The sequence below is a fragment of the Arthrobacter sp. efr-133-R2A-63 genome (assembly GCF_030209795.1).
GTDB lineage: Bacteria > Actinomycetota > Actinomycetes > Actinomycetales > Micrococcaceae > Arthrobacter > Arthrobacter bambusae_A.
Genome location: NZ_JARVRG010000029.1, coordinates 1 through 21,277 on the forward strand (window position 1 = coordinate 1; position 21,277 = coordinate 21,277).

The 21,277-nt window shown below is 66.4% G+C and carries 17 protein-coding genes; 13 read left to right on the plus strand and 4 right to left on the minus strand.

Annotated elements, in window-relative coordinates; all coding sequences use genetic code 11:
• From QRN45_RS15825 to QRN45_RS15835, 3 genes are all read left to right on the plus strand, one after another.
• A partial coding sequence (locus tag QRN45_RS15825) for an MFS transporter (protein WP_502870724.1) occupies positions 1 to 737 on the plus strand: 737 nt, incomplete at its 5' end.
• Position 738: 1 nt separating this feature from the next.
• Complete coding sequence (locus QRN45_RS15830) at positions 739 to 2,931, plus strand: molybdopterin oxidoreductase family protein (RefSeq protein WP_284763930.1); 2,193 nt, start codon at positions 739 to 741, stop codon at positions 2,929 to 2,931.
• Positions 2,928 to 4,490, plus strand: coding sequence for an FAD-dependent oxidoreductase (locus QRN45_RS15835; protein WP_284763931.1), 1,563 nt, complete (start codon positions 2,928 to 2,930; stop codon positions 4,488 to 4,490). Before QRN45_RS15830 ends, QRN45_RS15835 begins: the two co-directional genes overlap by 4 nt.
• A gap of 92 nt (positions 4,491 to 4,582) precedes the next feature.
• Here the strand turns inward: QRN45_RS15835 and QRN45_RS15840 are convergent, their stop codons facing one another.
• Both QRN45_RS15840 and QRN45_RS15845 read right to left on the minus strand, forming a co-directional pair.
• Positions 4,583 to 4,948: a hypothetical protein gene (locus tag QRN45_RS15840; RefSeq protein WP_284764008.1), complete on the minus strand. Its 366-nt coding sequence runs from the start codon at positions 4,946 to 4,948 to the stop codon at positions 4,583 to 4,585.
• Positions 4,949 to 5,192: 244 nt separating this feature from the next.
• The gene (locus QRN45_RS15845) at positions 5,193 to 6,608 is read right to left on the minus strand and encodes an NAD(P)H-quinone dehydrogenase (protein WP_284763933.1); all 1,416 of its coding nucleotides are present in this window, start codon (positions 6,606 to 6,608) and stop codon (positions 5,193 to 5,195) included.
• Between the two features lie 145 nt (positions 6,609 to 6,753).
• Between QRN45_RS15845 and QRN45_RS15850 the strand changes: the two genes are divergently transcribed.
• The 4 genes from QRN45_RS15850 (at position 6,754) to QRN45_RS15865 (ending at position 11,029) form a co-directional block, all read left to right on the plus strand.
• On the plus strand, positions 6,754 to 7,554 hold the full coding sequence (locus tag QRN45_RS15850) for a purine-nucleoside phosphorylase (protein ID WP_284763934.1): 801 nt from the start codon (positions 6,754 to 6,756) through the stop codon (positions 7,552 to 7,554).
• 107 nt (positions 7,555 to 7,661) lie between these two features.
• Positions 7,662 to 8,264: a hypothetical protein gene (locus QRN45_RS15855; RefSeq protein ID WP_284763936.1), complete on the plus strand. Its 603-nt coding sequence runs from the start codon at positions 7,662 to 7,664 to the stop codon at positions 8,262 to 8,264.
• 113 nt (positions 8,265 to 8,377) lie between these two features.
• Positions 8,378 to 9,103 carry a YcnI family copper-binding membrane protein gene (locus QRN45_RS15860; protein ID WP_284763937.1) on the plus strand — a complete coding sequence of 242 codons (726 nt, stop codon included), beginning with the start codon at positions 8,378 to 8,380 and terminating at the stop codon, positions 9,101 to 9,103.
• A gap of 177 nt (positions 9,104 to 9,280) precedes the next feature.
• On the plus strand, positions 9,281 to 11,029 hold the full coding sequence (locus QRN45_RS15865) for a phospho-sugar mutase (RefSeq protein WP_284763938.1): 1,749 nt from the start codon (positions 9,281 to 9,283) through the stop codon (positions 11,027 to 11,029).
• Here the strand turns inward: QRN45_RS15865 and nirD are convergent, their stop codons facing one another.
• Positions 11,030 to 11,401, minus strand: a complete 372-nt coding sequence (nirD, locus tag QRN45_RS15870; protein ID WP_078105873.1) for a nitrite reductase small subunit NirD — start codon at positions 11,399 to 11,401, stop codon at positions 11,030 to 11,032. It abuts the gene before it with no gap.
• A gap of 279 nt (positions 11,402 to 11,680) precedes the next feature.
• On the opposite strand from nirD, the gene nirB reads away from it, so the two are divergent.
• From nirB to QRN45_RS15885, 3 genes are read left to right on the plus strand one after another with little or no spacing between them, the layout of a single operon-like run.
• Positions 11,681 to 14,305, plus strand: coding sequence for a nitrite reductase large subunit NirB (gene nirB / locus QRN45_RS15875; RefSeq protein ID WP_284763939.1), 2,625 nt, complete (start codon positions 11,681 to 11,683; stop codon positions 14,303 to 14,305).
• Between the two features lie 13 nt (positions 14,306 to 14,318).
• Positions 14,319 to 15,353 carry a uroporphyrinogen-III C-methyltransferase gene (gene cobA / locus QRN45_RS15880; protein ID WP_284763940.1) on the plus strand — a complete coding sequence of 345 codons (1,035 nt, stop codon included), beginning with the start codon at positions 14,319 to 14,321 and terminating at the stop codon, positions 15,351 to 15,353.
• 10 nt (positions 15,354 to 15,363) lie between these two features.
• The gene (locus QRN45_RS15885) at positions 15,364 to 16,524 is read left to right on the plus strand and encodes a uroporphyrinogen-III synthase (protein ID WP_284763941.1); all 1,161 of its coding nucleotides are present in this window, start codon (positions 15,364 to 15,366) and stop codon (positions 16,522 to 16,524) included.
• Here the strand turns inward: QRN45_RS15885 and QRN45_RS15890 are convergent.
• Positions 16,521 to 17,978, minus strand: coding sequence for a sugar porter family MFS transporter (locus QRN45_RS15890; protein WP_284763942.1), 1,458 nt, complete (start codon positions 17,976 to 17,978; stop codon positions 16,521 to 16,523). The two genes, QRN45_RS15885 and QRN45_RS15890, sit on opposite strands and share 4 nt — an antisense overlap.
• Positions 17,979 to 18,111: 133 nt before the next feature.
• On the opposite strand from QRN45_RS15890, the gene QRN45_RS15895 reads away from it, so the two are divergent.
• The 3 genes from QRN45_RS15895 to QRN45_RS15905 all read left to right on the plus strand — a co-directional run bounded on the left by QRN45_RS15895 (position 18,112) and on the right by QRN45_RS15905 (position 21,233).
• Positions 18,112 to 19,122, plus strand: coding sequence for a LacI family DNA-binding transcriptional regulator (locus tag QRN45_RS15895; protein ID WP_284763944.1), 1,011 nt, complete (start codon positions 18,112 to 18,114; stop codon positions 19,120 to 19,122).
• A gap of 74 nt (positions 19,123 to 19,196) precedes the next feature.
• Positions 19,197 to 20,144 (plus strand): acetoacetate decarboxylase family protein, encoded by a 948-nt coding sequence (locus QRN45_RS15900; protein ID WP_284763945.1) that lies wholly within the window; start codon positions 19,197 to 19,199, stop codon positions 20,142 to 20,144.
• 177 nt (positions 20,145 to 20,321) lie between these two features.
• Entirely contained in the window at positions 20,322 to 21,233 is a 912-nt protein-coding gene (locus tag QRN45_RS15905) for an FAD-dependent oxidoreductase (RefSeq protein WP_284763947.1), read from the plus strand.
• The last annotated feature ends 44 nt before the right edge of the window (positions 21,234 to 21,277 follow it).

The following is a 21,277-nucleotide window of genomic DNA, read 5'->3' on the forward strand; positions in this document are numbered from 1 at the left end:
CCCTCATCCTTGTCGCTGCGTTCGGCGCCTGGAAGTACATGAACAACCTCACCAGTGCCAAGGGTGACGTCGCAGGCTCCATCGCCGCACTCAAGGAACCGCACCTGTGGGTCATGGCTTTCCTGTACATCGGCACCTTCGGCTCGTTCATCGGCTTCTCCGGAGTCTTCCCCAAGCTCATCAAGGACTACTTTCCGGCCTTTTCGTCCATGCACCTCGGCGCGGTTGTCCTCTCGCTCGCCTTCCTTGGTCCGCTGGTCGGCTCCCTTGCCCGTCCCTACGGCGGACGCATGGCGGACCGCATGGGCGGAGCCCGCATGACCGTCACGGCGTTCGCGGCGATGGCGGTCATCACGTTGACCATGATCTGGACCCTTCCCCTCAAGAACTTCTGGCTCTTCCTGGTCCTGTTCCTGTTCCTCTTCACCGCAAGCGGCTTTGGAAACGGCGCCACCTACCGCATGATCCCGGTCATCTTTGCCACGTCCAGCCGGGCAGCGCTCTCCGGTGCAAAGCCCGCCGAAACGGCCCGGCTCGCGGCTTCCTCCCTCGGCCTGATCTCGGCGATCGGCGCTTACGGCGGATTCGTCATCCCCCAGGTGCTCAACGCATCCAGCGCTTCCGGCTCCTACACCCCGGCGTTCTATGGCTTCGTCGGCGCCTACGTGCTGATGCTCATCGTCTGTTGGGCCTGCTACCTCCGGAAGGCCAACCGCAACGCGATGGGACACATCTAACATGCCCAATGGCGCCAACACCCACTGCCCGTATTGTGCGCTGCAGTGCGCCATGACCCTGACCCCGGCGGCGCCCACAGCGCAGCCGGGGTCAGGGGTTGCGCAGCCGGGGTCAGACCCCGCTCCCGCGGCAAAGGCGCTTCCGCTCCTGGAAGTAGCCGGCCGCGACTTCCCCACCAACCGGGGCGGGCTGTGCCGCAAGGGCTGGACATCGCCGTCGTTGTTGAACCACAGCGGACGCGTCACGGAACCCATGCTCAAAGGGTCCGACGGCGTCCACCGGCCGGTTACGTGGGGCCAGGCACTCATGCTGGTCACCGGAGCCGTCAAGCAGACCCGCGAACAGTACGGTCCCGACGCCGTCGGCGTGTTCGGTGGCGGCGGACTCACCAATGAGAAGGCCTACCAATTGGGCAAGTTCGCCCGCCTGGCGCTCGGAACCTCGCGCATCGACTACAACGGGCGCTTTTGCATGTCTTCCGCCGCGGCAGCCGGAAACCGCGCGTTCGGCGTGGACCGCGGCCTCCCGTTTCCCGTCGAGGACCTTGATTCGGCAAGCGTCATCTTCCTCCTCGGCTCCAATGTTGCCGAGACCATGCCGCCGTTCGTCCAGCACCTGCAGGGCGCGCGGGATTCCGGCGGGCTGATCGTGGCCGATCCCCGCCGTTCCGCGACCGCCGCATTCACCGGCGACGGCGGCGGCATCCACTTGCAGCCGACCCCCGGAACGGACCTCGCCCTGCTGTTGGGTATCTCCCACGTGGTGGTCCTCGAAGGCCTCGCCGACACCGACTACCTCCAGGACCGCACCACGGGTTACCCCGCGATCGTTCGCAGCCTCGCCGGCTTCTGGCCGGAGCGCGTCCAGTCGATAACCGGCGTGCCCGCCACGCTTATCCGGGACACCGCCCGCCGACTTGCCGACGGCGCCCGGCGCGGCGGCAGCTACATCCTGACCGGCCGCGGCGTCGAGCAGCACGTCGACGGCACGGACACCGCGACGGCAGCGATCAACCTCAGCCTCCTCCTCGGCCTGCCGGGATCCGCCCGCAGCGGCTACGGCACCCTGACGGGCCAAGGCAACGGCCAGGGCGGCCGCGAGCACGGCCAAAAGGCCGACCAGCTCCCTGGCTACCGCAAGATCACCGATCCCGTCGCCCGCGCCCACGTCGCCAAAGTGTGGGGCGTCGACGAATCCCTCATCCCCGGCCCCGGACTTCCGGCCGTGGAGCTCTTGAATTCTTTAGGACAGCCCGACGGTATCCGTTGCCTTTTCGTGCACGGCGCCAATGTGGCAGTGTCAGCCCCCGACGCCGGTGCCGTGATCGAGGGCCTGCGCAGCCTGGATTTCCTTGTCGTCTGCGATTTCTTCATGTCCGAGACGGCGCTGGAAGCCGACCTGGTCCTCCCGGTGACCCAGTGGGCCGAGGAAGAAGGCACCCTGACCAACCTCGAGGGCCGCGTGCTCCGCCGTCGAAAGGCACTCAGCCCTCCCCCGGGCGTCCGCAGCGAATTGTGGCTCATGGCCCGGCTCGCCGAATCGCTCGACGCACCGTCCACGTTCAGCGACGATCCCGAGACCGTCTTCGAGGAGCTCCGGCTTGCCTCGGCGGGCGGCCTGGCCGACTACTCCGGAATCGACTACGCCATGCTGGACCGCGGGGAAGCCGCCTACTGGCCTTATCCCACCGGCAGTTCGGGAACGCCGCGGCTCTTCCTCGACGGTTTCGCGCACGCCGGCGGACGCGCGGTGATGGTCCCGGTGGCGCCGCAGAAGCGGTCCCGGCACTCCGCCGTCGTCGGCTCTGATCCTGATCCGCTGACGCTCGTCACCGGGCGGCTGCTGGAACACTACCAATCGGGCGCCCAGACCCGCCGCGTGGCCGAACTTGCGGCGGCGCAGCCGGAACCGCTGTTGCAGATCCACCCCGCGACGGCGGCTGTCAGGAAAATCTCCGACGGGGACTTCGTCCGGGTCTCCAACGAGCGCGGAGAGGTCGTGTGCCGGGTGGAGCTCAGCAACAGCATCCGGACGGACACCGTCTTCCTCCCCTTCCATTTCCCCGGACCGGGCAGCGCCAACCTGCTCACCGAAGCGGTCAGCGATCCTATTTCCGGCATGCCGGAGTTCAAGACCAGCACGGTCTGGGTCCGTAAGGCGGCACTGCCAATTCAAGTCAAGGAGGCGTCGTGAGCGAGCGAATTGTGGTGGTGGGATTCGGGCCGGTCGCGGCCCGGCTGGTGGACGAGTTGGTGCCTGCCGTGCGGAGCGGCCTTGTCCGGTTGCTCGTCGTCGGACAGGAAGCCGAAGCCGCGTACAACCGCGTCATGGTGGCGGAACTCGGCGTGGGGCGGACCACCGCGGAGGCACTCGCGATGGCGGACGCTGCCGCTTTGGCGGCCGACGGCGTCGAGGTCCGGCTGGGCGTCACGGTCAAACGCATCGACCGCGCCCGCCAGCAGGTGGTCCTATCGGATGGGACCACGCCCGGTTACGACCGCCTGGTGTTCGCCACAGGCTCGCGGCCCGTCATTCCGAACCTTACGGGTATCAACCCCGATCCTTCGCACCCTGTACTCCCTTCAGGGGTGACGGCCCTCCGCGATCTCCGAGATGCCGCGCAATTGCGCGACGCCGTGACTGCCGGCAAGCGCGTGATCGTCCTCGGCGGCGGTGTACTCGGCCTCGAAACTGCCTTGGCTGCGGCCGAAGAAGGCGCCCTCACCACAGTGGTTCACAACGGCGCCTTCCCGCTGGGCCGCAATATCGACCGCGGAGGCGGGGCTGTCCTCGCGGCGAGCTTGCGCAACAGCGGGATCACCATGGTGGGCAACGCCCGTTCCACGGCGGTGGAACACAACGGCCCGCACGGAATGTTTTCTGCCCTGGTACTCAACGATGGATCGAGGATCGAAGGCGACCTGCTGGTTCTGTCCTGCGGCGTGCGTCCGCGGATCGAACTGGCCGAAGGTTGTGGGTTGCCTGCGGCCACCGGGATCCTAGTGGATCACCACTTGCGGACCTATCACGAGCCGCACATGTTCGCGATCGGCGACTGCGCCGAAGTCCGCTGCGCCGATGCCGAGTGCGCCGAATGCCGCACGGCCTTGGGTCCTTCCGGGCTGGTGGGTCCGGGCTGGCGGCAGGCCGAGTGGCTTGCCGAGTATCTGATCCTCCTTGCAGAGGGCGGCCAGGGCGCTGCGGACACCCTGGCACCGCTCCCGCAGGAGAAGCCCGGCGTCGTGGTGTTGAAGGCGCGCGGCATCAACCTGGCGGTCGCCGGGGACAACAGCGCCGAGCCCTGGGACGACGAGTTATTGTCCGCCGGCGTCTCCGAGGGGATGCCCCAGCGCCAGGTCGCCCAGTGGGCCGATCCCGAACACGGCCGCTACGTCAAAATGACCACGCGGGGCGGCGCGCTCGAAGGACTCGTGACGGTAGGCATGCCGCGCACGGCCGCGGAGCTCGTGATGCTGTTCGAACGCGGCTCCGAACTGCCCGCAGACCGTTCGCTCCTGCTTCGCCTGGACGGTCCGGAGCAGCTGGGTTCCTCTGCTTCGAATGATGATCCGCAGCGCACAGTTTGCCGCTGCGCGGGCGTCAGCGGTGCGAGCATCGAGGAAGCCGTGCTGGATGGCTGCTCTTCCGTGCCGGAGGTTTCCAAAGCGACCCGCGCGGGGACCGGGTGCGGCGGGTGCCATGGGGACATCAAGGGGATTATTGAAAAGCACTTTCAGGGGGTTGCGGCGTAGGGGCTCGATCTTGGGCTCGGCGTTGTTGCGGTTGCCGATAGCTGCCCGTGCATCTCCTAGCCTGACAGTTTCCATCACACGGACACACGTGGTCACAGCTGAAAGTAGCGGTTCTTGCGTGGTCTTTGCCGTGGGTCGATGTGGGGTGGCGGGATGAACCAAGGCAAGCCGGTTCGGACTTGGATGAGTGGATCAGATGGTGGTGGTGGCTGCACAGCAAGCTGCAAATAGTCCAGCGTGCGGGAGAGTTCCTCCACACGGGAAGCAAACGCGGCGGAACCCTGCAGCCCCAGCGGCCCGACGTCGTCCTCCGTCGTCCGTGCCAGCGAGCGCAACGCCGCGAGTGCGCCCACAAGAACCCGCCGCGGATCACCGCGGCCGCCGTCGTGACCGCCACCGCGGCCGCCGTCGCGATCCTCGGGCGGATCCAGCAGGGCGAGCCGGCGCGGCCCCGGCATTTGACCCGGCGCTTGGGCAGCCGCCGTCACCCTCCGAGGACCGCGCACCTTACGGAACACGACGAACCCGCCGCCGGGCGCAGCGGCCTGGCGGGTAGTGGGATGTTCGATCCACCGCGAGTACGGAGCAGTTTGGATGGCGCATCTGGTTTCACGCGACGCAAAATGCCCCACGACACGCGAATACGCGCGTCGCGGGGCATTTAATGTGTCACAGATCCGAATGCGAGTCGAGAGCCATGCCCTACATATGCACGTGCAACCGTCGCGCAGCTTCCGAGATGGACCCGGTCAGCGAGGGGTACACGGTAAAGGTGCTTGCGACGTCGTCGACATGCAGTTTCTGCTTCACTGCGACGGCGATCGGGAAGATCAACTCGGAGGCGTTCGGTCCAACGACGACGCCGCCGATCACGGTGCCCGAACCCTTGCGCGCGATGATCTTGACGAAGCCGTCCTTGGAATTGCGCATCTTGGCGCGGGCGTTGCTCAGCAAGGAGAGCATGACCACGTCACCCTGGTATTTGCCGGATTCGAGGTCGGCCTCGGAGACGCCCACGGAGGCGATTTCCGGTGAAGTGAAGATGTTTGACGCCACCTGGCGGAGCTTGATCGGCATGACAGCGTCGCCCAGGAAGTGCGCAACCGCGATGCGGCCTTGCATGGCAGCGACCGAGGCGAGGGCCAGGATCCCGGTGCAGTCGCCCGCCGCGTAGATGTTCGGCGCCGTGGTGCGGGACACGCCGTCGACCTTGATGTGGCCGGACTCCGTGACAGCCACGCCGGCTTCTTCCAAGCCCATTCCGTCAGTGTTCGGGATGGAGCCAACACACACGAGGCAGTGGCTGCCCGAGACGGTGCTGCCATCGCCGAGCGTCACCTTCACGCCGGCGTCGGTCCTCTCAACCGCCTCCGCGCGCGAGCGGGACAGAACGCGCACGCCGCGTCGCTTGAAGACACCCTCAAGGACCTGGGCCGCGTCGGTGTCCGAGCCGGGAAGCACCTGGTCGCGGCTCGAAATCAGGGTGACGTTCGAGCCAAGGCCGTTGTAGGCGGAAGCGAACTCTGCGCCGGTGACGCCGGAACCGACGACGATCAGGTCTTCCGGAAGTTCCTCGAGGTTGTAGATCTGAGCCCAGTTCAGGATGCGCTCACCGTCGGGCTTTGCCGTGGGCAGCTCGCGCGGGTGGGCGCCGACAGCGAGAAGAATGGCGTCGGCGGTGATCGTCTTGACGCCGTCCGAGGTGATGACCTCGATGGTGTGGTTGTCGAGGAGCTTGCCGGAGCCCATCAGGATTTCCACGCCCAGGTTTTCGAGGCCCACCCGGATGTCGTCGGACTGCTCCCGCGCGAGGTGCAGCACGCGGTCATTGATGTGTGCGAGGTCCGCGCGCATGCGCGGCGCTACATCGCCGCCGTCGACGGCGAACTTGACTCCCAGCTCCCCCGCCTCGCCGACGCGGGTCATGAGATCCGCCGTCGCGATCAGGGTTTTGGAAGGTACGACGTCGGTGAGGACGGCTGAGCCGCCGAGCCCGGCGCGCTCGATGAGGGTTACCCGCGCGCCCAGGTGCGCTGCGACCATGGCCGCTTCATATCCGCCTGGACCTCCGCCCAGGATCGCGATTCGTGGTGAGCTGAAGTCAGGATGCATGGTCACAATGTTCAATTCTCACTTAATGCCGGCGGACCTGCCACTAAGCCCCGCCTGAGGACGCCCGCCGAGGCCGTTTACCTGCCCGACTGCGCCCTGTTCAACAGCGCGCGCGGCAATGTAGTTTGTACCAGTGAGTAACACAGAGCTGATGAAGACAGACCCATTCGAGGCCGCCAAATCTGCGGCCGACTACATCGCGGCGGAGACCGGCGTCGAATCGCACGACGTCGCGCTCGTCCTCGGCTCAGGCTGGGGCGCGGCTGCGGACCTCATAGGCGAAACGACGGCGACCCTCACGGCGTCGGAGGTTCCCGGCTTCCATGCTCCTGCCGTTGAGGGGCATGTGGGCACCATCCGCTCGGTCCTGACGAAGCAGGGCAAGCGGGCCCTCGTCCTGGGCGCGCGCACCCACTACTACGAAGGCAAAGGCGTCCGCGCAGTGGTCCACGGCGTGCGCACGGCCGCGGCGGCCGGATGCAAGACCTTGGTGGTAACCAACGGTTGCGGCGGATTGAACGAGGCCTGGACCCCCGGAACTCCCGTGCTCATCAGTGACCACATCAACCTGACGGCGGCTTCGCCCCTTGAAGGCGCCACGTTCGTCGACCTCACGGACCTGTACTCCTCGCGCATCCGTGGCCTGGCCCGCGAAGTGGATCCGACGCTTGATGAAGGCGTCTACGCCCAGTTCACAGGCCCGCACTACGAAACTCCGGCCGAGGTCCAGTACGCCAAGCGAATCGGCGCGGACCTGGTGGGCATGTCCACTGCTTTGGAAGCGATCGCCGGCCGGCATGCAGGCATGGAGGTCTTCGGCATCTCGTTGGTGACAAACCTCGCCGCAGGCATCAGCCCGGTACCGCTGAGCCACCAGGAAGTCATCGAGGCGGGCCAGACGGCGGGTGCACGCATTTCGCGCCTCCTGGCGGACATCATCGCCAAACTTTGATCGAGTGCCGGGGGGGTCAAAGCTCCCCGGCGCTTCGGGCCCGGGCGGCACCGTAGAATTTGAGTGATTCTCCGCCACTGCCACCGAATCGGAAAGGACCGCCGATCATGACATCCGCGCCTTTCCGGCTATTACGAACAACCCTGATCGGCGCAATCATCCTGGGCTTGGCCGCGGGTGGTCACCTTGCCGGCGGCGGAAACCTTCCGGCGCCAGCCATTTTGACGGCGCTCTGTGCTTTGACGATCCTCCCTGTCGCCATCCTGACGCGCGCCCGGCTGTCGTTTCCGGCCCTCGCAGGACTACTAGGGGCCGGGCAGCTCTGTCTTCACTGGGCGTTCGGCGCCTTGTCCGGGACCTCCACCGCGGCCCAATTACCGTCCGGGCATGCTGGACATGTCCCTTGGTCGCCGGCACCCGACGCCGTAGGCGTCATCGCCTCGAGCCACGCCGCGGCAAGCGACTGGCAGATGCTCGCGGCGCACACCCTGGCAACCGCGGGCACTGCGCTGGTGCTTGCACGCGGCGAACAAGCGCTGTGGGCCTTGGCATCGTGGCTGCGACCGTTGGTCCACCTGCCGGCTCCAACAGCGATTCAGCCGCTCCGCGCCCCAGCCCCCTGCACGCCTCCGGCTGTGCGTCCTCGCGGCCTTGCCGGACTGCGGCTTCCCTCGCGGCGCGGTCCACCCACCCTGGTGCCCGCCGCCTAAGACCCGTCATCACACACGGAAAGGGTCCTGGCGGCGACTCGCTGCCTTCACCGGTCCGGACCCACGTCCGCCCGGCCACCCACCGCTTTTCATTTGTGAAAGGGCACCTTGCCATGAAATCCTCACGCCGCCGTACCCTCAAAACCGCCTCCGCTGCCATGATGGCCGCGGGGCTGCTCGCCTTCGGCGTCTCAGCCGCCTCAGCACACGTCAACGTCAATCCCGACGACCCCGCAGCTGGTGGCTACACCCACCTGACCTTCAACGTCCCCAACGAGTCCGCGACAGCCAAGACCAACAAGCTCGAAGTCGCCCTCCCCACCGATACACCCTTCAACTCGGTGTCCGTGAAACCCGTTGAGGGCTGGACGGCCCAGCTCGTCACCACCACCCTGCCCAAGCCCATCACGGTTGCCGGAGCAACAGTGACCAAGGCGATCAGTTCAGTGGTGTGGACTGCGGACGCCGCCCACCAGATCGGGCAGAACGAATACCAGGCGTTCTCGATCTCCGTGGGGGTCCTGCCCGACGCCGGCACCACTGTGTCGCTGCCGGCGACCCAGACGTACACCGACGGCTCAGTAGTGAAATGGGACGAGAAGACCGTTGCGGGACAGCCCGAACCGGAACACCCGGCTCCTTCGTTCGTGACCACAGCTAGTGACGATGCCGCGGCTTCCACGTCCACACCGTCCGCGACACCTGCTCCGTCAGCTGCGGCGTCGACGAGCGACGCCGGATCCACGGCCGGCTGGTTCGGCCTCGCGGCCGGCCTCATCGGCCTGGCCGCCGGCGTCACAGCCCTGGTGCGGACCCGCTCGACCCAAGCTGCCAAATAGCGCCACCACGAACAGCGGAACCGCCCCCGGCATCCCAACTGACTCGCAGTACTTGTCGTTAAAACGCCCCATAACGACAACAAATGCGAGTCAGTTGGGGTGGGGGCGACCGGACTGTGACGGCTGCCATAGCTCGTGACCTCGGCATTCAATCTCTTTGACGATAGCTTTGTTCCTATGACATCGAGCGATGCCGAATTTGAAAAGCTGATATCCGACGCCGGCGAGTGGGCTGCCCAGGACCCGGACCCGATCACTGCGGCAGCACTGGCCGAACTGACCGGACTCGCCTCCAGCGGCGTCGCTGCTGCCCGTCAACAGCTTGAAGACAGCTTCAGTGGAACCCTGCAGTTCGGTACCGCGGGACTCCGGGCAGCCCTCGGCCCAGGTCCCAACAGGATGAACCGCGTGGTGGTGCGGCGGGCAGCGGCAGGTTTGGCGGCCTTCCTCCAGGACGCCGTTGAGGCGGCTTCCCCCGGAACGCGGCCGCGCGCCGTCGTCGGCTATGACGCGAGGCACAACTCGGATGTCTTCGCCCTGGAAACGGCGGCAATCTTCACGGCCGCGGGAATCGACACCTTCCTGATGCCTTCGGCGCTTCCTACCCCGCTGCTGGCGTACGCGGTCCGTTCCCTTGATTGCGACGGCGGGGTCATGGTCACAGCGAGCCATAACCCCCCGCAGGACAACGGATACAAGGTGTACCTGGGCGGCCGGGCTGTTGAGGAAAGCGGCCAGGGGTCCCAGATCGTGGCGCCCTACGATTCGCAGATAGCCGCAAGCATCGAAGCCGTGGGCTCTTTGGATTCCATTGAACTGGCTGAATCCGGCTGGACCGTGCTCCCCGGCTCCATCACCGGCGAGTACGAGGCCGCAATGGCCGGCCTGGCCGACGTCGAAAACTTTCCGGCCCGCGAGCTGAAGATCGTCCTGACCCCCATGCATGGCGTGGGCGGCGAGACTGCGGTGTCGGTACTCAATGCCGCGGGCTTCACGGACGTCTCACTCGTGGAAGAGCAAGCAGCCCCGGACCCGGATTTCCCCACGGTCAGCTTCCCCAACCCGGAAGAACCCGGCGCGCTGGACCTGGCTTTGGCGGCAGCGGCGCGCTTGGATGCCGATATCGTGCTGGCCAACGACCCCGACGCCGACCGTGCGGCCGTGGCGGCGAAGGACCCGGACACGGGTGCTTGGCGGATGTTGCGCGGCGACGAAGTAGGAGCCCTGCTTGGGGCACATGTCGTGGCCCGGCACGCCGCGGACGTCCGGCAAAGCGACTCAAGCCGGGGTGTATTTGCCAATTCGATCGTCTCGTCCCGGCTGCTCTCCCGCATCGCTGCTGCGGCTGGCTTCGCGCATGAGGAGACCCTGACAGGATTCAAGTGGATTTCCCGAGTGCCCGGGCTGGTTTACGGCTACGAAGAGGCCCTGGGCTACTGCGTGGCACCCGAACTCGTCAGGGACAAGGATGGCATTTCGGCCTCCTTGCTCATCGCCGAACTGGCTGCGGCGGCCAAGGCCGAAGGAAAGACGATCTTCAACACCTTGGACGAGATCTACCTGGTGCACGGCCTGCATGCGAGTGACCAACTCAGCATCCGGGTGGCGGACCTTGGATTGCTGGACGCCATGATGAACCGGCTCCGGGCCGATCCCCCGGAATCCTTCGGCGGATCCGCCATCGAGACCTTTGTGGACTTGGCCGAGGGAAGCGAGCAGTTGCCGCCGACGGACGGCCTCCTCTACCTGACCAAGGACCTAAGCCGCGTCATCATCCGGCCCAGCGGCACCGAGCCGAAGCTCAAGTGCTACCTGGAGGTCATCAAGCCGGTCGGCTCGGCGGCGGAACTCGCGGAAACCCGGCAGGCAGCGCGAACCACTTTGGATCACATCCTCGCGGACGTCCGCGAGGCGCTCGGGCTCTAGTTAGACTTCGACCTCGATGAAACCGTCAACCATGCGGGTCTTGAATGCCGGAAGCCGGAGCCCGGGGTTGGAATAGCACTCACCGGTCTGCAGGTCGTAGACCTCCTTGTGCAACGGCGAGGCGATGGTGGGGCGTGATCCCCGGGAACCGGTAATGCCGCGGGCCATGACGTTGGCCAAAGTTGCAGGGTCCTGCTGGGCAACCGCGTAGACATTTTCGGCGTCGACACGGAAGAGCGCCACCTGCACGCCGTCGATCAACGCTGCCTCGCCCCAAGCCGGCTCCAGCTCATCCAACGGGCATATCCGGTGCCAGCCCGACGCCGTCGACGCGCTCGTCAGTTGTTCTTCCCGTTCCAGAATGACGGTCATGTCAACCCTTTCCACTATGCCTGCGTCGGGACAAATGCTGCCCTTCCTTTCAGGCCCTGGCCGCGCAGCAGCCATACCTTCAAGGTAGGCGGGCAGTGTTTCACTCGATCGCAGTCAATGTGTCCGGTGCGTAAAAGAGACCTCACGCGACCCGACATCCAATCGTGACCCAGAAGTTAAGACCACGAAACAAAAGGGAAACTGAGGAGAAACTGCCCGTCCGTAGTCTGAAACGACAAGTTGCGGAGCACGTTCTGCGGCGTATGCGAAAGGCCACCAGTGACCGGACACACCTCCACCCCAGAAAACCTGCGCCGTATTGTCGTGGCGGGCGGGGGCCCTGCGGCCCACCGTTTCGCCGATGCCATGCATACCCGCGGTCTTGAGGGCTGGCACGTCACGGTCCTGGCCGAGGAAGATCACGTTCCGTATGACCGGGTCACCTTGAGCAAGGCACTGACCGACGTGGACTACGACCTCAGCCTGGGGGACATGTCCATGTGGGAGCACGAGGCCCTGGACCTGCGCACGGGCGAACGGGTGGTCAAGATCAATCCCGAGGCCAAGTCCGTGGAAACCGCGGCCGGCAATACGTACGGCTTCGACCACCTGGTGGTGGCCACCGGCTCGGACGCGGCACGGCTCCCCTTCCCCGGCGGTGAGCTCGCCCATGTCTACCGCACCCTCGACGACGTGTGGGCCATCAACAATGCCATCGCCGAACTCAGGGAGACGCTCGGGCGGACCGTCAGGACCGTCACCATCGGCGGCGGCCTCCTCGGCTTGGAAGCAGCAGCCGGCACCATGGAGCTGGGCGCTCAAGCCACTGTCATCAACGGTTCGCGCTGGCTTATGAACGCCCAGCTGGATGAGGGCGCCGGCCAGGCATTGGGCCGGCTGGTCGCTGCCAAGGGACTCGAAGTGCTGACGGGAACCTACCCCGCCGAAGTATTGTCCGACGACGACGGCCGGGTCACCGGAGTCCTCATGAAGGACGGCCGCATCATCCCCGCGGACATGGTCATCGCGTCCATCGGCATCCGCCCCCGCGATGAACTGTTTCGCGCCGAGGACAATGCGGACGGCGCAGAACAGCTGTTCGAACTCGGCAAGAAAGGTGGCGTGGTCATCAACGACCATTGCGCCACGCCGGTCCCCGGTGTTTGGGCCATCGGTGAGGTGGCGAACTTCGAGGGCATGTGCCTGGGACTCGTGGCGCCGGCGAACACCATGGCCGAGATCGTGGCCGACCGGCTGCACGGCGGGCAGGCGACCTTCCCCGGCTTTGACACCGCCACCAAGCTCAAGCTCTCCGGCGTGGACGTTGCCAGCTTCGGCGACGCCTTCGCCACCACCGAGCACTCCCTGGAAATCGTCTATGCCGACCCGGCCCGGGGCGTCTACCAGAAAATCGTCACCACCGACGACGCCAAGACCCTCCTGGGCGGCATCTTCGTCGGCGACGCCACCCCCTACATGAGCCTGCGCCCCTTGCTCGGCCGCGAACTTCCCGCCGAGCCCGGCGCCTACCTCAGCGCCGCGGGCGGCGGCGACGCGCCCGACACCGAACTGCCGGACGACGCGATCCTGTGCTCCTGCAACAACGTGGCCGCAGGCAGCGTCCGCGACGCCATCAACGGTTGCGGCTCCTGCGACGGAAACGCCCCCGTCCAGGAACTCGGTGAGCTGAAGACCTGTACGCGGGCCGGGACGCAGTGCGGCTCCTGCGTCCCGATGCTCAAGAAACTCCTCGAAGGGGAACTGAAGAAATCCGGCATCGAAGTCTCCAAGGCCCTGTGCGAGCACTTCAGCCTCTCCCGCCAGGAGCTCTTTGACGCCATCCGGGTCCTGGAACTGACCTCCTTCGAAGACATCCTGGCCAAGTACGGCACCGGCGCGGGCTGTGACATCTGCAAGCCCACCATCGCCTCGATTCTCGCCTCGCAGAACAGCGAATACGTCTTGGGCGCCGGGCGCGGCACCCTCCAGGACACCAACGACCGCGCCCTGGCCAACATGCAAAAGGACGGCACCTACTCCGTGGTCCCCCGCATCGCCGGCGGCGAAATCACGCCGAAGGGCCTCGGGGTCATTGCCGCCGTCGCCGAGAAGTACGGGCTCTACACGAAGATCACAGGCGGGCAGCGGATCGACATGTTCGGGGCCCGCCTCGAACAGCTCCCGGAGATCTGGAAGGAACTCGTCGACGCCGGATTCGAGTCCGGCCAGGCCTACGGCAAGAGCCTGCGTACCGTGAAATCCTGCGTCGGCTCCACCTGGTGCCGCTTCGGCGTTCAGGACTCGGTCGCCATGGCCATCAATTTGGAACTGCGCTACCGTGGACTGCGCAGCCCGCACAAGCTCAAAATGGGCGTCTCCGGCTGCGCCCGCGAGTGCGCCGAAGCCCGAGGCAAGGATGTCGGCGTCATCGCCACCGACAAAGGCTGGAACCTGTACGTCGGCGGCAACGGCGGCTTCCTGCCCGCCCATGCCCAACTCCTCGCCCAGGACCTGGACGACGACACGCTGATCACATACATCGACCGTTACCTCATGTACTACATCCGCACCGCCGACCGCCTGCAGCGCACCGCCCGCTGGCAGGAAGAACTCGACGGCGGCCTCAAGCACATCGAAGACGTCATCATCCACGACTCCCTCGGCATCGCCAACGAGCTCGAGGCCGCCATGGCCCGGCACGTAGAGAACTACCAGGACGAATGGGCCGAAACCCTCAAGGATCCCGAACGCCTGCGCCGCTTCCGTTCCTTCGTCAACGCCCCCGACCAGAAGGACGAGGCCATTGCGTTCGTCCCCGAACGCGGCCAGATCCGCCCCGCCACCAACGAGGAAAAGGGCGGCGTCCTCATCGCCAGCACCATCCCCGTCCGCGGCCAGGACTAAGGAGCACCAAGCCATGCAGCTCACCCTCGACCTCACAGGCCGCGACGTTCTGGTCACCGGCTCGGCCCACGCCGCACGCCAAGCAGTCCGGCGCTTCGAAGCCGCCGGCGCCGTCGTCCATCGGCTCAGCACCCCCGACGGCGCCGACGCTGACGGCCCGCTGCCCGAGCGCCCCTTCCTGGTCGCGGCAGTCGACGACGGCCAGCCCGGATGGGAACCCCTGCTCGAACGCTGCCGCCAAGCGGGGATTCCCGTCGCCAGCGAACCTCCCGCAGGCGGGTCAGGCCACGTCACCTTGGTCGGCGGCGGACCCGGCGCCCTTGACCTGCTCACCATGGGCGGGGTCAACGCCCTGCGGGACGCCGACGTCGTCTTCTACGACCGGCTTGCCCCCTACGCGGAACTGGCGCAACTCACGTCCGCGGAGATGGTGGACGTCGGCAAGCGCCCGGGGCACCACAAGGTCGCCCAATGCGACATCGAAAAGCTCATGGTGGACGCCGCATTGAGCGGCAAGAACGTGGTCCGGCTCAAAGGCGGTGACCCCTACGTGTTCGGCCGCGGCGGCGAAGAAGTCAGCGCCTGCGTGCAGGCGGGCGTCCCCGTCCGCGTCATCTCCGGCGTCACGAGCGCCATCTCGGTCCCCGCGGCCGCAGGCATTCCCGTCACGCACCGCGAGGTCAGCCACATGTTCACGGTGGTCTCCGGCCACGCACCCCTGACCGAAAAAGAGCACACGCACCTCGCCGGGCTTGGCGGGACCATCGTGGTCCTGATGGGCATCGGGACCCTCCCCCAACTCGCCGCCGGGCTAAGGCGGGCCGGGATGGACCCCGCAATGCCCATGGCCGTCGTCGAACGCGGCTACCGCCCCGGACAACGCACCACGATCGCCGAACTCGGTACCATCGAAACCGCGGCCGCCGGCTGTACCAACCCGGCCGTCCTGGTCATCGGCGAGGTGGTCCGGGTGGCCGAAGCCAACCGCAGCCACGCCGAAGCCACGGCAGACCTGGACCGCCTCGCAGCTTCCCTCCTCGAAGCCTGAAAGAATACACATGACTACGTTGAATGCCCTTGATTCCCTCGATGCTGGCTCGCCGTTGGCCACCCAGGCATTAAACGACGACGCGCCCTTGGACGGTTTCCGCATCGGAGTGACTTCACACCGGCGTTCACGCGACTTGATCGAGGCGCTCGAACGGCGTGGCGCTTCGGTGCTGCACGCCCCGGCGCTGAAGATCGCCCCGGTCCAGGAAGACGTGACGCTCATCGAGGACACGAAAACGATCATCGCCGCCAAGCCCGATATCTGCATCGCAACCACCGCCTACGGCATGCGGCGCTGGTGCGAGGCCGCGGACTCCTTCGGCATCGGCGAGCAACTCCTCGACGTCCTGGCCGCCTGCCGCATGTTCGTGCGGGGACCCAAGGCGCGGGGTGCGGTCCGCGCGGCAGGACTTGCCGACGTCGGGATCAGCAGTGACGAAACCACCGCCACGCTGGTGGACATGCTCCTTCACGAAGGCGTCCGGGGGAAGACCGTCGCCGTGCAATTGCACGGCTACACCGACGTCCGCCAGCTGGAACGCCTAAGGATGTCCGGCGCGACGGTCCTCACCGTCACGCCCTACCGCTGGGTCAAGCCCGACGGCGAAGACAAGCTGCCGCGCCTTATCGAAGCCGCATGCTCTGGGGACTTGGACGTGCTCACCTTTACGAGCGCGCCCGCGGTAGACGCCATGTGGAGCACGGCCCACGAGATGGGCCTGTACCGGCAGCTGGTCGATGCCCTCAAGACCCAGGTGACCGTCGCCGCCGTCGGGCCCGTCACCGCACAGCCGCTGATCGACGCCGGGCTCTCTCCGCTCATCCCGGACCGCTACCGCATGGGTGCGCTCATCCGCCTCGTGACGGAACACCTGGCCTTGAACCATGTGCGCCGGCTCGACACGCCCGCCGGGCATATCGAGCTCCGGGGCCGCTGTTTGAGGATCGATGGTTCCGTGGTGGAGCTGGCCCCGGCTCCGCTGCTCCTGCTGCGGGCGCTTTTGGGAGCCGGGGGCGCCGTGCTGTCCCGCGAGGCGCTATCAGACCTACTGGAATTGCGTGGCTCGGTCCATGCCTTGGACATGACGGTGAGCCGCTTGCGGTCCTCGCTGCCGGACGGGAAGCTCGTGGAAACCGTAGTCAAGCGGGGCTATCGGCTCCGCGTCTAGCCCTGGCTCTTGTGGACGAGGTAGATGGCACCGGTGGTGACGTCTTCCTCGAGTGCTTCCAGGGTGCGGCCACGGGTTTCGGGAACCTGCTTGACGACGAAGACCAGAGCGAGCGCCCCGACGACGGCGAAGAGGAAGAACGTGCCGGTGATCCCGACCCCCGCGACCAACGACGGGAAGAACAGCGAAAGGAAGCCGTTGACGACCCAAAGGAAGAAGATCGAGACACCGGTGCCGAAGCCGCGCATGTGCAGCGGGAAGACCTCCGACAAGTAGACCCACACCGCGACGTTCAAGAACGTCTGCATGGACCCGACGAAGGCAACCACCAGGAAGAGGATCAAGTACGGGCGGATCGGGTTGCCCGCGGGCAGCATCATGGAGGCGAAGCCGATGAGCAGGTGGCAGCTGGTGGTCAGCGTGAGGCCCAGGATGAAGGTCTTGCGACGGTCGATCCGGTCCATGAGAGACAAGGCGATGACGCCGCCGATCACGGCGATCACGCCGGGCGCGATGTTCGCGATGAGCGCGCCGCTCTCGTTGAAGCCCGACTCCACGAGCACCGTCTGGCCGTAGTACATGATCGAGTTGATGCCGGTCAGCTGTTGGGCGACGCCCAGGCCGATGCCCACGAGCAGGATGCGGAACAGGTTCTTGTTGCTGAAGACCGCACGCCAACCGATCTGCTGGCTCTGCTGCTCTTCCTTGGCGACGCTCTCGACCTCGCCGAGCTCGGCAAGGGCACGGTCCTCGGAGCGGACGGACTGCAGCACGGCGAGGGCTTCGTCGTGCCGGCCCTTCTCGACGAGCCAGCGCGGCGACTCGGGCACGCGGAGCATCCCGAAGAACAGCGCGATCGCCGGCAACGCGCAGACCGCAAGCATGATGCGCCACACGCCGGGGATGTCGCCCCACACGATGCCGATGATGGCGTTGACCACGAAGGCGGCCAGCTGGCCGACGACGATCATGAGCTCGTTGCGGCCCGCGAGGGAGCCGCGGATCTCATACGGGGCCATCTCCGCGAGGAACACCGGGACCACCGCCGAGGCGCCTCCCACAGCGAGGCCGAGCAGGACGCGGCCGACGACGAGCACGCCGAAGCTCGGTGTGAACACGCACACCAGGGTGCCGGCGAAGAACAGCACAGCCAGCAGAATGATCGTCTTGCGCCGACCCCACCCGTCGGAGATGCGGCCGCCCGAGAGCGCGCCGATTGCCGCGGCGAAGACGAGCGAGCTGGCGACGATGCCCTCGGTGAACGGGGTGAGGCCGAGCTCGGCCGTCATCGGCCGGAGCGCCCCGTTGATGACACCCGTGTCATAGCCGAACAGCAGGCCGCCGAAGGTGGCGATCAGGGCGACCATGCCAAGGCGCTTGCGGTGCGGGCCGCTCGTCAGTGGAGGAAGCGCGATTGCGCTGCCGGCTCCCCTATGGCTTTGCGTTGCAGACATCAGGACTCCTTTGTCTTGTGATGCGGGTCATACACCCGCGCTGAATTACAGACTAACGCGCGAAAGGGTTAAATGTAAGGTCAATCTAACAAATGACTTAATTGAGACCTCTGCGCCGTGGGAAGATGAACCCATGGGTCTTGACCGGCAGCTTCGTCCCGCGACACAGAGCGATGTGGCCCGTGAAGTCGGCGTCTCCCGCACGCTTGTGTCTTTCGCCTTCCGCGATGCACCCGGTGTCAGCGGCGAGACGAAACAGGCCATCTTCGACGCGGCAAAACGTCTCGGCTACCGGCCCAACGCGGCCGCCGCCGACCTGGCACGCAAGCATCGCTCCGCCGTCGGGCTCTATTTGATGGACATCCACAACGAGGTCTACGCCGACATCCTCAGCGGCGTCAGGACGGCGCTCCCCCAGGCGCGCAACCGACTCATCCTGAGCGTCTCCCAGTCTATCGACGGCGTGGATCCGGGTGCCGTGGAATCGCTGATCGAGGCACGGGTGGGGATCATCATCGCCGCAACGCTGCTCGACCCGGACGAACGGGTGCAGGAACTTGCACAAATAGTCCCGATCGTCAGCGTCGCGCGGCCGGTACCCGGCGTCGACAGCGTCTATTCGGACGACGACGCCGGCGCCCGCGCCGCTACCGAACACCTCCTCGGCCTTGGACACACCCGGATCGCCCATCTGGCTGGACCCGATTATCACGGCCACACGGTCCGGCGGAAAAGCTACGAAAAGACGATGCGCGACGCCGGCCTGGTTCCCTGGACCGTACCGGCGGATGACTTCACCCAGGCTGCCGGACAGCGTGCCGCTGCTGGACTGCTTGACGCCGCGGACCGGCCGACCGCCGTCTTCGCCCACAATGACCAGTTCGCCATGGCGGCACGCGAAGCTGCCTACGCCAGGGGCCTCGCCGTTCCCGGGGACCTGTCGCTGGTGGGCTACGACAACTCACGGACCGGCCGGCTCCACGGAATCGACCTGACGTCGGTCGACCTCCACGCGATGGAACTGGGAAGCGTCGCCGGAGCCGTGGCCATGGACCGGCTCAACAATCCCGAGGCTCCCGTCGCGGACGAGCGTCTCACGCCCGAACTGGTCATCCGCAACTCGACGGCGGCGCCCAGGCGCTAAGTCCGCGTCATGGACAGATGCCCGGCCCGGTGGGACCATGGCCGTAGATTCGCTGTTGGTCCGGAGGAACGGCCATGAAAAACTTCGCACAGCTGCATGCGGCGATGCACAGGTCCTTCCACAGCTTGCTTCCCTCACCGGTCCCACGCCGCCAGACCAGACTCAGCGGCCAGTACGCCAAAGTGGATGGCATCAATCATGTGATGCCGCTTGAGTCGAACGACTCCCCCATGCTGATGGCGGCCTTTCCCATCAACAAACGCGCCGCCGCTGGACTGCTCCCAGGCAAGGAATTGCGGCCCTTCAGCTTCGGGGGCAAGGCCCTGCTGATGGTCATGGTGGTCAACCATACGTCGACGGATATCGGCACATACATCGAATATTCCCTGGCCATTGCCGTCACCCACGGCAGCCGGCCCGTCCCGCCGTTCCTGCCGCTCATCTTCCAGAAGTCGTTCAGGCTGGGCCTCTTCGTGTTGGACCTGCCGGTCAACACCGAAATCTCGGTCAAGGGCGGCAAGGGAATCTGGGGCATGCCCAAACATCAGGCCAACCTCGACTTCGTAGTCACGGACGCCACCGTCTCAGCCCAGTACGACCAGGACGGAATGCTGGGCTGCTATGTCGAAATCGAAAAGCCTCCTCCGGTCGGGCTCCCGGTGAGGCTCGCAGTCTCCAACTACTGCGCCTTCCGTGGAATGCTCTGGAAGTCGGACAGCTATGTAGAGGGCACGGCGAACGTCGCCTACGGCAGGCAGGCCAAGGCGCGGCTCGTCTTGGGCGACGCTCCCGGCGTCGCGCCCTTGAAAGCCCTCCAGGTGGCACCCGAGCCAGTGTTCACCGGGTGGCTTCCCCACGCTCATAGCCTCCTGGACGACCACGTCGAGGGCTGGTTCCTTACGGCTTCCACGCAAGCAAGTGCGGCGGCCCTCGGGGGCGCAGGCACGATGGACAGCGTCGTCGGGCTTGGCCAAGGTCAGCAGTGGTTGGCGCCTCCGGACCGCTCCCGCACTGCGCACTAACTGTCCCGAATTGTTGCCGCGCCCGCGCCCGTGTGACCCAGCTCATTACCAGCCGGTAACCATCAGGGAACGGGTCACCGCCAAATGGCAACAACGGGGAAACACCACCGAAAAACCCCGCGCCTACGCTGGGCACAGGCACATCCACCACAGCTCACTTCAGCGAAGGGACCCGCCATGTCCATCACCCCGTCCGCAGGCTCCATCCACCTCGTCATCGCCGGAGCCGGGCCCGCAGCCCAGGCCCTGGTCCGTCGGCTGACAGGCAGCAGCGCTACATCGCGACAGCCGGGAACGGCTGCATTCCACGGCACCATCACCGTCCTGAGCAACCGCGACGATTGCCCGGATGCGCTCCTGGAGCTCGCCGCCCTCCCCCAGGTCTCCATGCGTTTCGGCCAGGCCGCGAGCTTCATCGATGCCGACGCCCGCACGGTCACCACCACGGAGGGCCTCGAGTTCCCCTACGATCAGCTGGTCATTGCCACCGGCTCCTCCCCCATGTTTCCCCCGGTCCAAGGCGCCGCGCGGAGCCTTAGTTACTCCACCATCGACGACGCCGAACAGATCGGCACCGCAGTCCAGGACATCACCCGCGTTCTGGGCCGTCGGCCGCTGGGCATTTTGGTCGGCACCGGTCCGGCAGCCGGCCAGGCCGAGGCTGTGCTGCGTGCCCGCGGAGTCCGGCCTATCCGAACCACCTTGCGGCCGGCCGCTGTCATGCCTTCCGTCGCCGGTTCGGCCCTGCCGGCCACCGGGATCATTTTCGAGGACGGGAGCAGCATGAACGGCGATCTTGTGGTGCTCGCCGAGGAACGGCTCCCCCGCAACGGGCTCGCTGAAAGCGCGGGCCTGCAAACAGCTCCCGACGGCGGCATCAGGGTGGGGCGCGACTTCGCCACGTCGGTGCCAGGCATCTGGGCGATCGGCGACGCCGCCTCCCGGGACGGCATGCGCCTTGGTCTCGTGTTCTCCTCGAATGCCGCGGCGGCCCATTGCGCCGCCCGGCTCGAGGAAGACGCCAGGCTCCGCACCTCCAGCCCCGCGCAGTCCCCGCGTTCAGCACGCTCCGCCGTCGCCGCGGCCTGAGACGGCGCAGCCGGGTGCCTTCGCCGGACTGGGGGGCCGGGGAG

Excerpts from the sequence above, each read along its gene's own strand:
- QRN45_RS15840 (WP_284764008.1), bottom strand. The coding sequence starts at position 4,948 with ATGCCGGGGCCGCGCCGGCTCGCCCTGCTGGATCCGCCCGAGGATCGC.
- QRN45_RS15865 (WP_284763938.1), top strand. The coding sequence starts at position 9,281 with ATGACATCGAGCGATGCCGAATTTGAAAAGCTGATATCCGACGCCGGC.
- cobA (WP_284763940.1), top strand. The coding sequence starts at position 14,319 with ATGCAGCTCACCCTCGACCTCACAGGCCGCGACGTTCTGGTCACCGGC.
- QRN45_RS15850 (WP_284763934.1), top strand. The coding sequence starts at position 6,754 with ATGAAGACAGACCCATTCGAGGCCGCCAAATCTGCGGCCGACTACATC.
- QRN45_RS15900 (WP_284763945.1), top strand. The coding sequence starts at position 19,197 with ATGAAAAACTTCGCACAGCTGCATGCGGCGATGCACAGGTCCTTCCAC.
- QRN45_RS15860 (WP_284763937.1), top strand. The coding sequence starts at position 8,378 with ATGAAATCCTCACGCCGCCGTACCCTCAAAACCGCCTCCGCTGCCATG.
- QRN45_RS15895 (WP_284763944.1), top strand. The coding sequence starts at position 18,112 with ATGGGTCTTGACCGGCAGCTTCGTCCCGCGACACAGAGCGATGTGGCC.
- QRN45_RS15830 (WP_284763930.1), top strand. The coding sequence starts at position 739 with ATGCCCAATGGCGCCAACACCCACTGCCCGTATTGTGCGCTGCAGTGC.
- nirD (WP_078105873.1), bottom strand. The coding sequence starts at position 11,401 with ATGACCGTCATTCTGGAACGGGAAGAACAACTGACGAGCGCGTCGACG.
- QRN45_RS15885 (WP_284763941.1), top strand. The coding sequence starts at position 15,364 with ATGACTACGTTGAATGCCCTTGATTCCCTCGATGCTGGCTCGCCGTTG.
- QRN45_RS15855 (WP_284763936.1), top strand. The coding sequence starts at position 7,662 with ATGACATCCGCGCCTTTCCGGCTATTACGAACAACCCTGATCGGCGCA.
- QRN45_RS15890 (WP_284763942.1), bottom strand. The coding sequence starts at position 17,978 with ATGTCTGCAACGCAAAGCCATAGGGGAGCCGGCAGCGCAATCGCGCTT.
- QRN45_RS15905 (WP_284763947.1), top strand. The coding sequence starts at position 20,322 with ATGTCCATCACCCCGTCCGCAGGCTCCATCCACCTCGTCATCGCCGGA.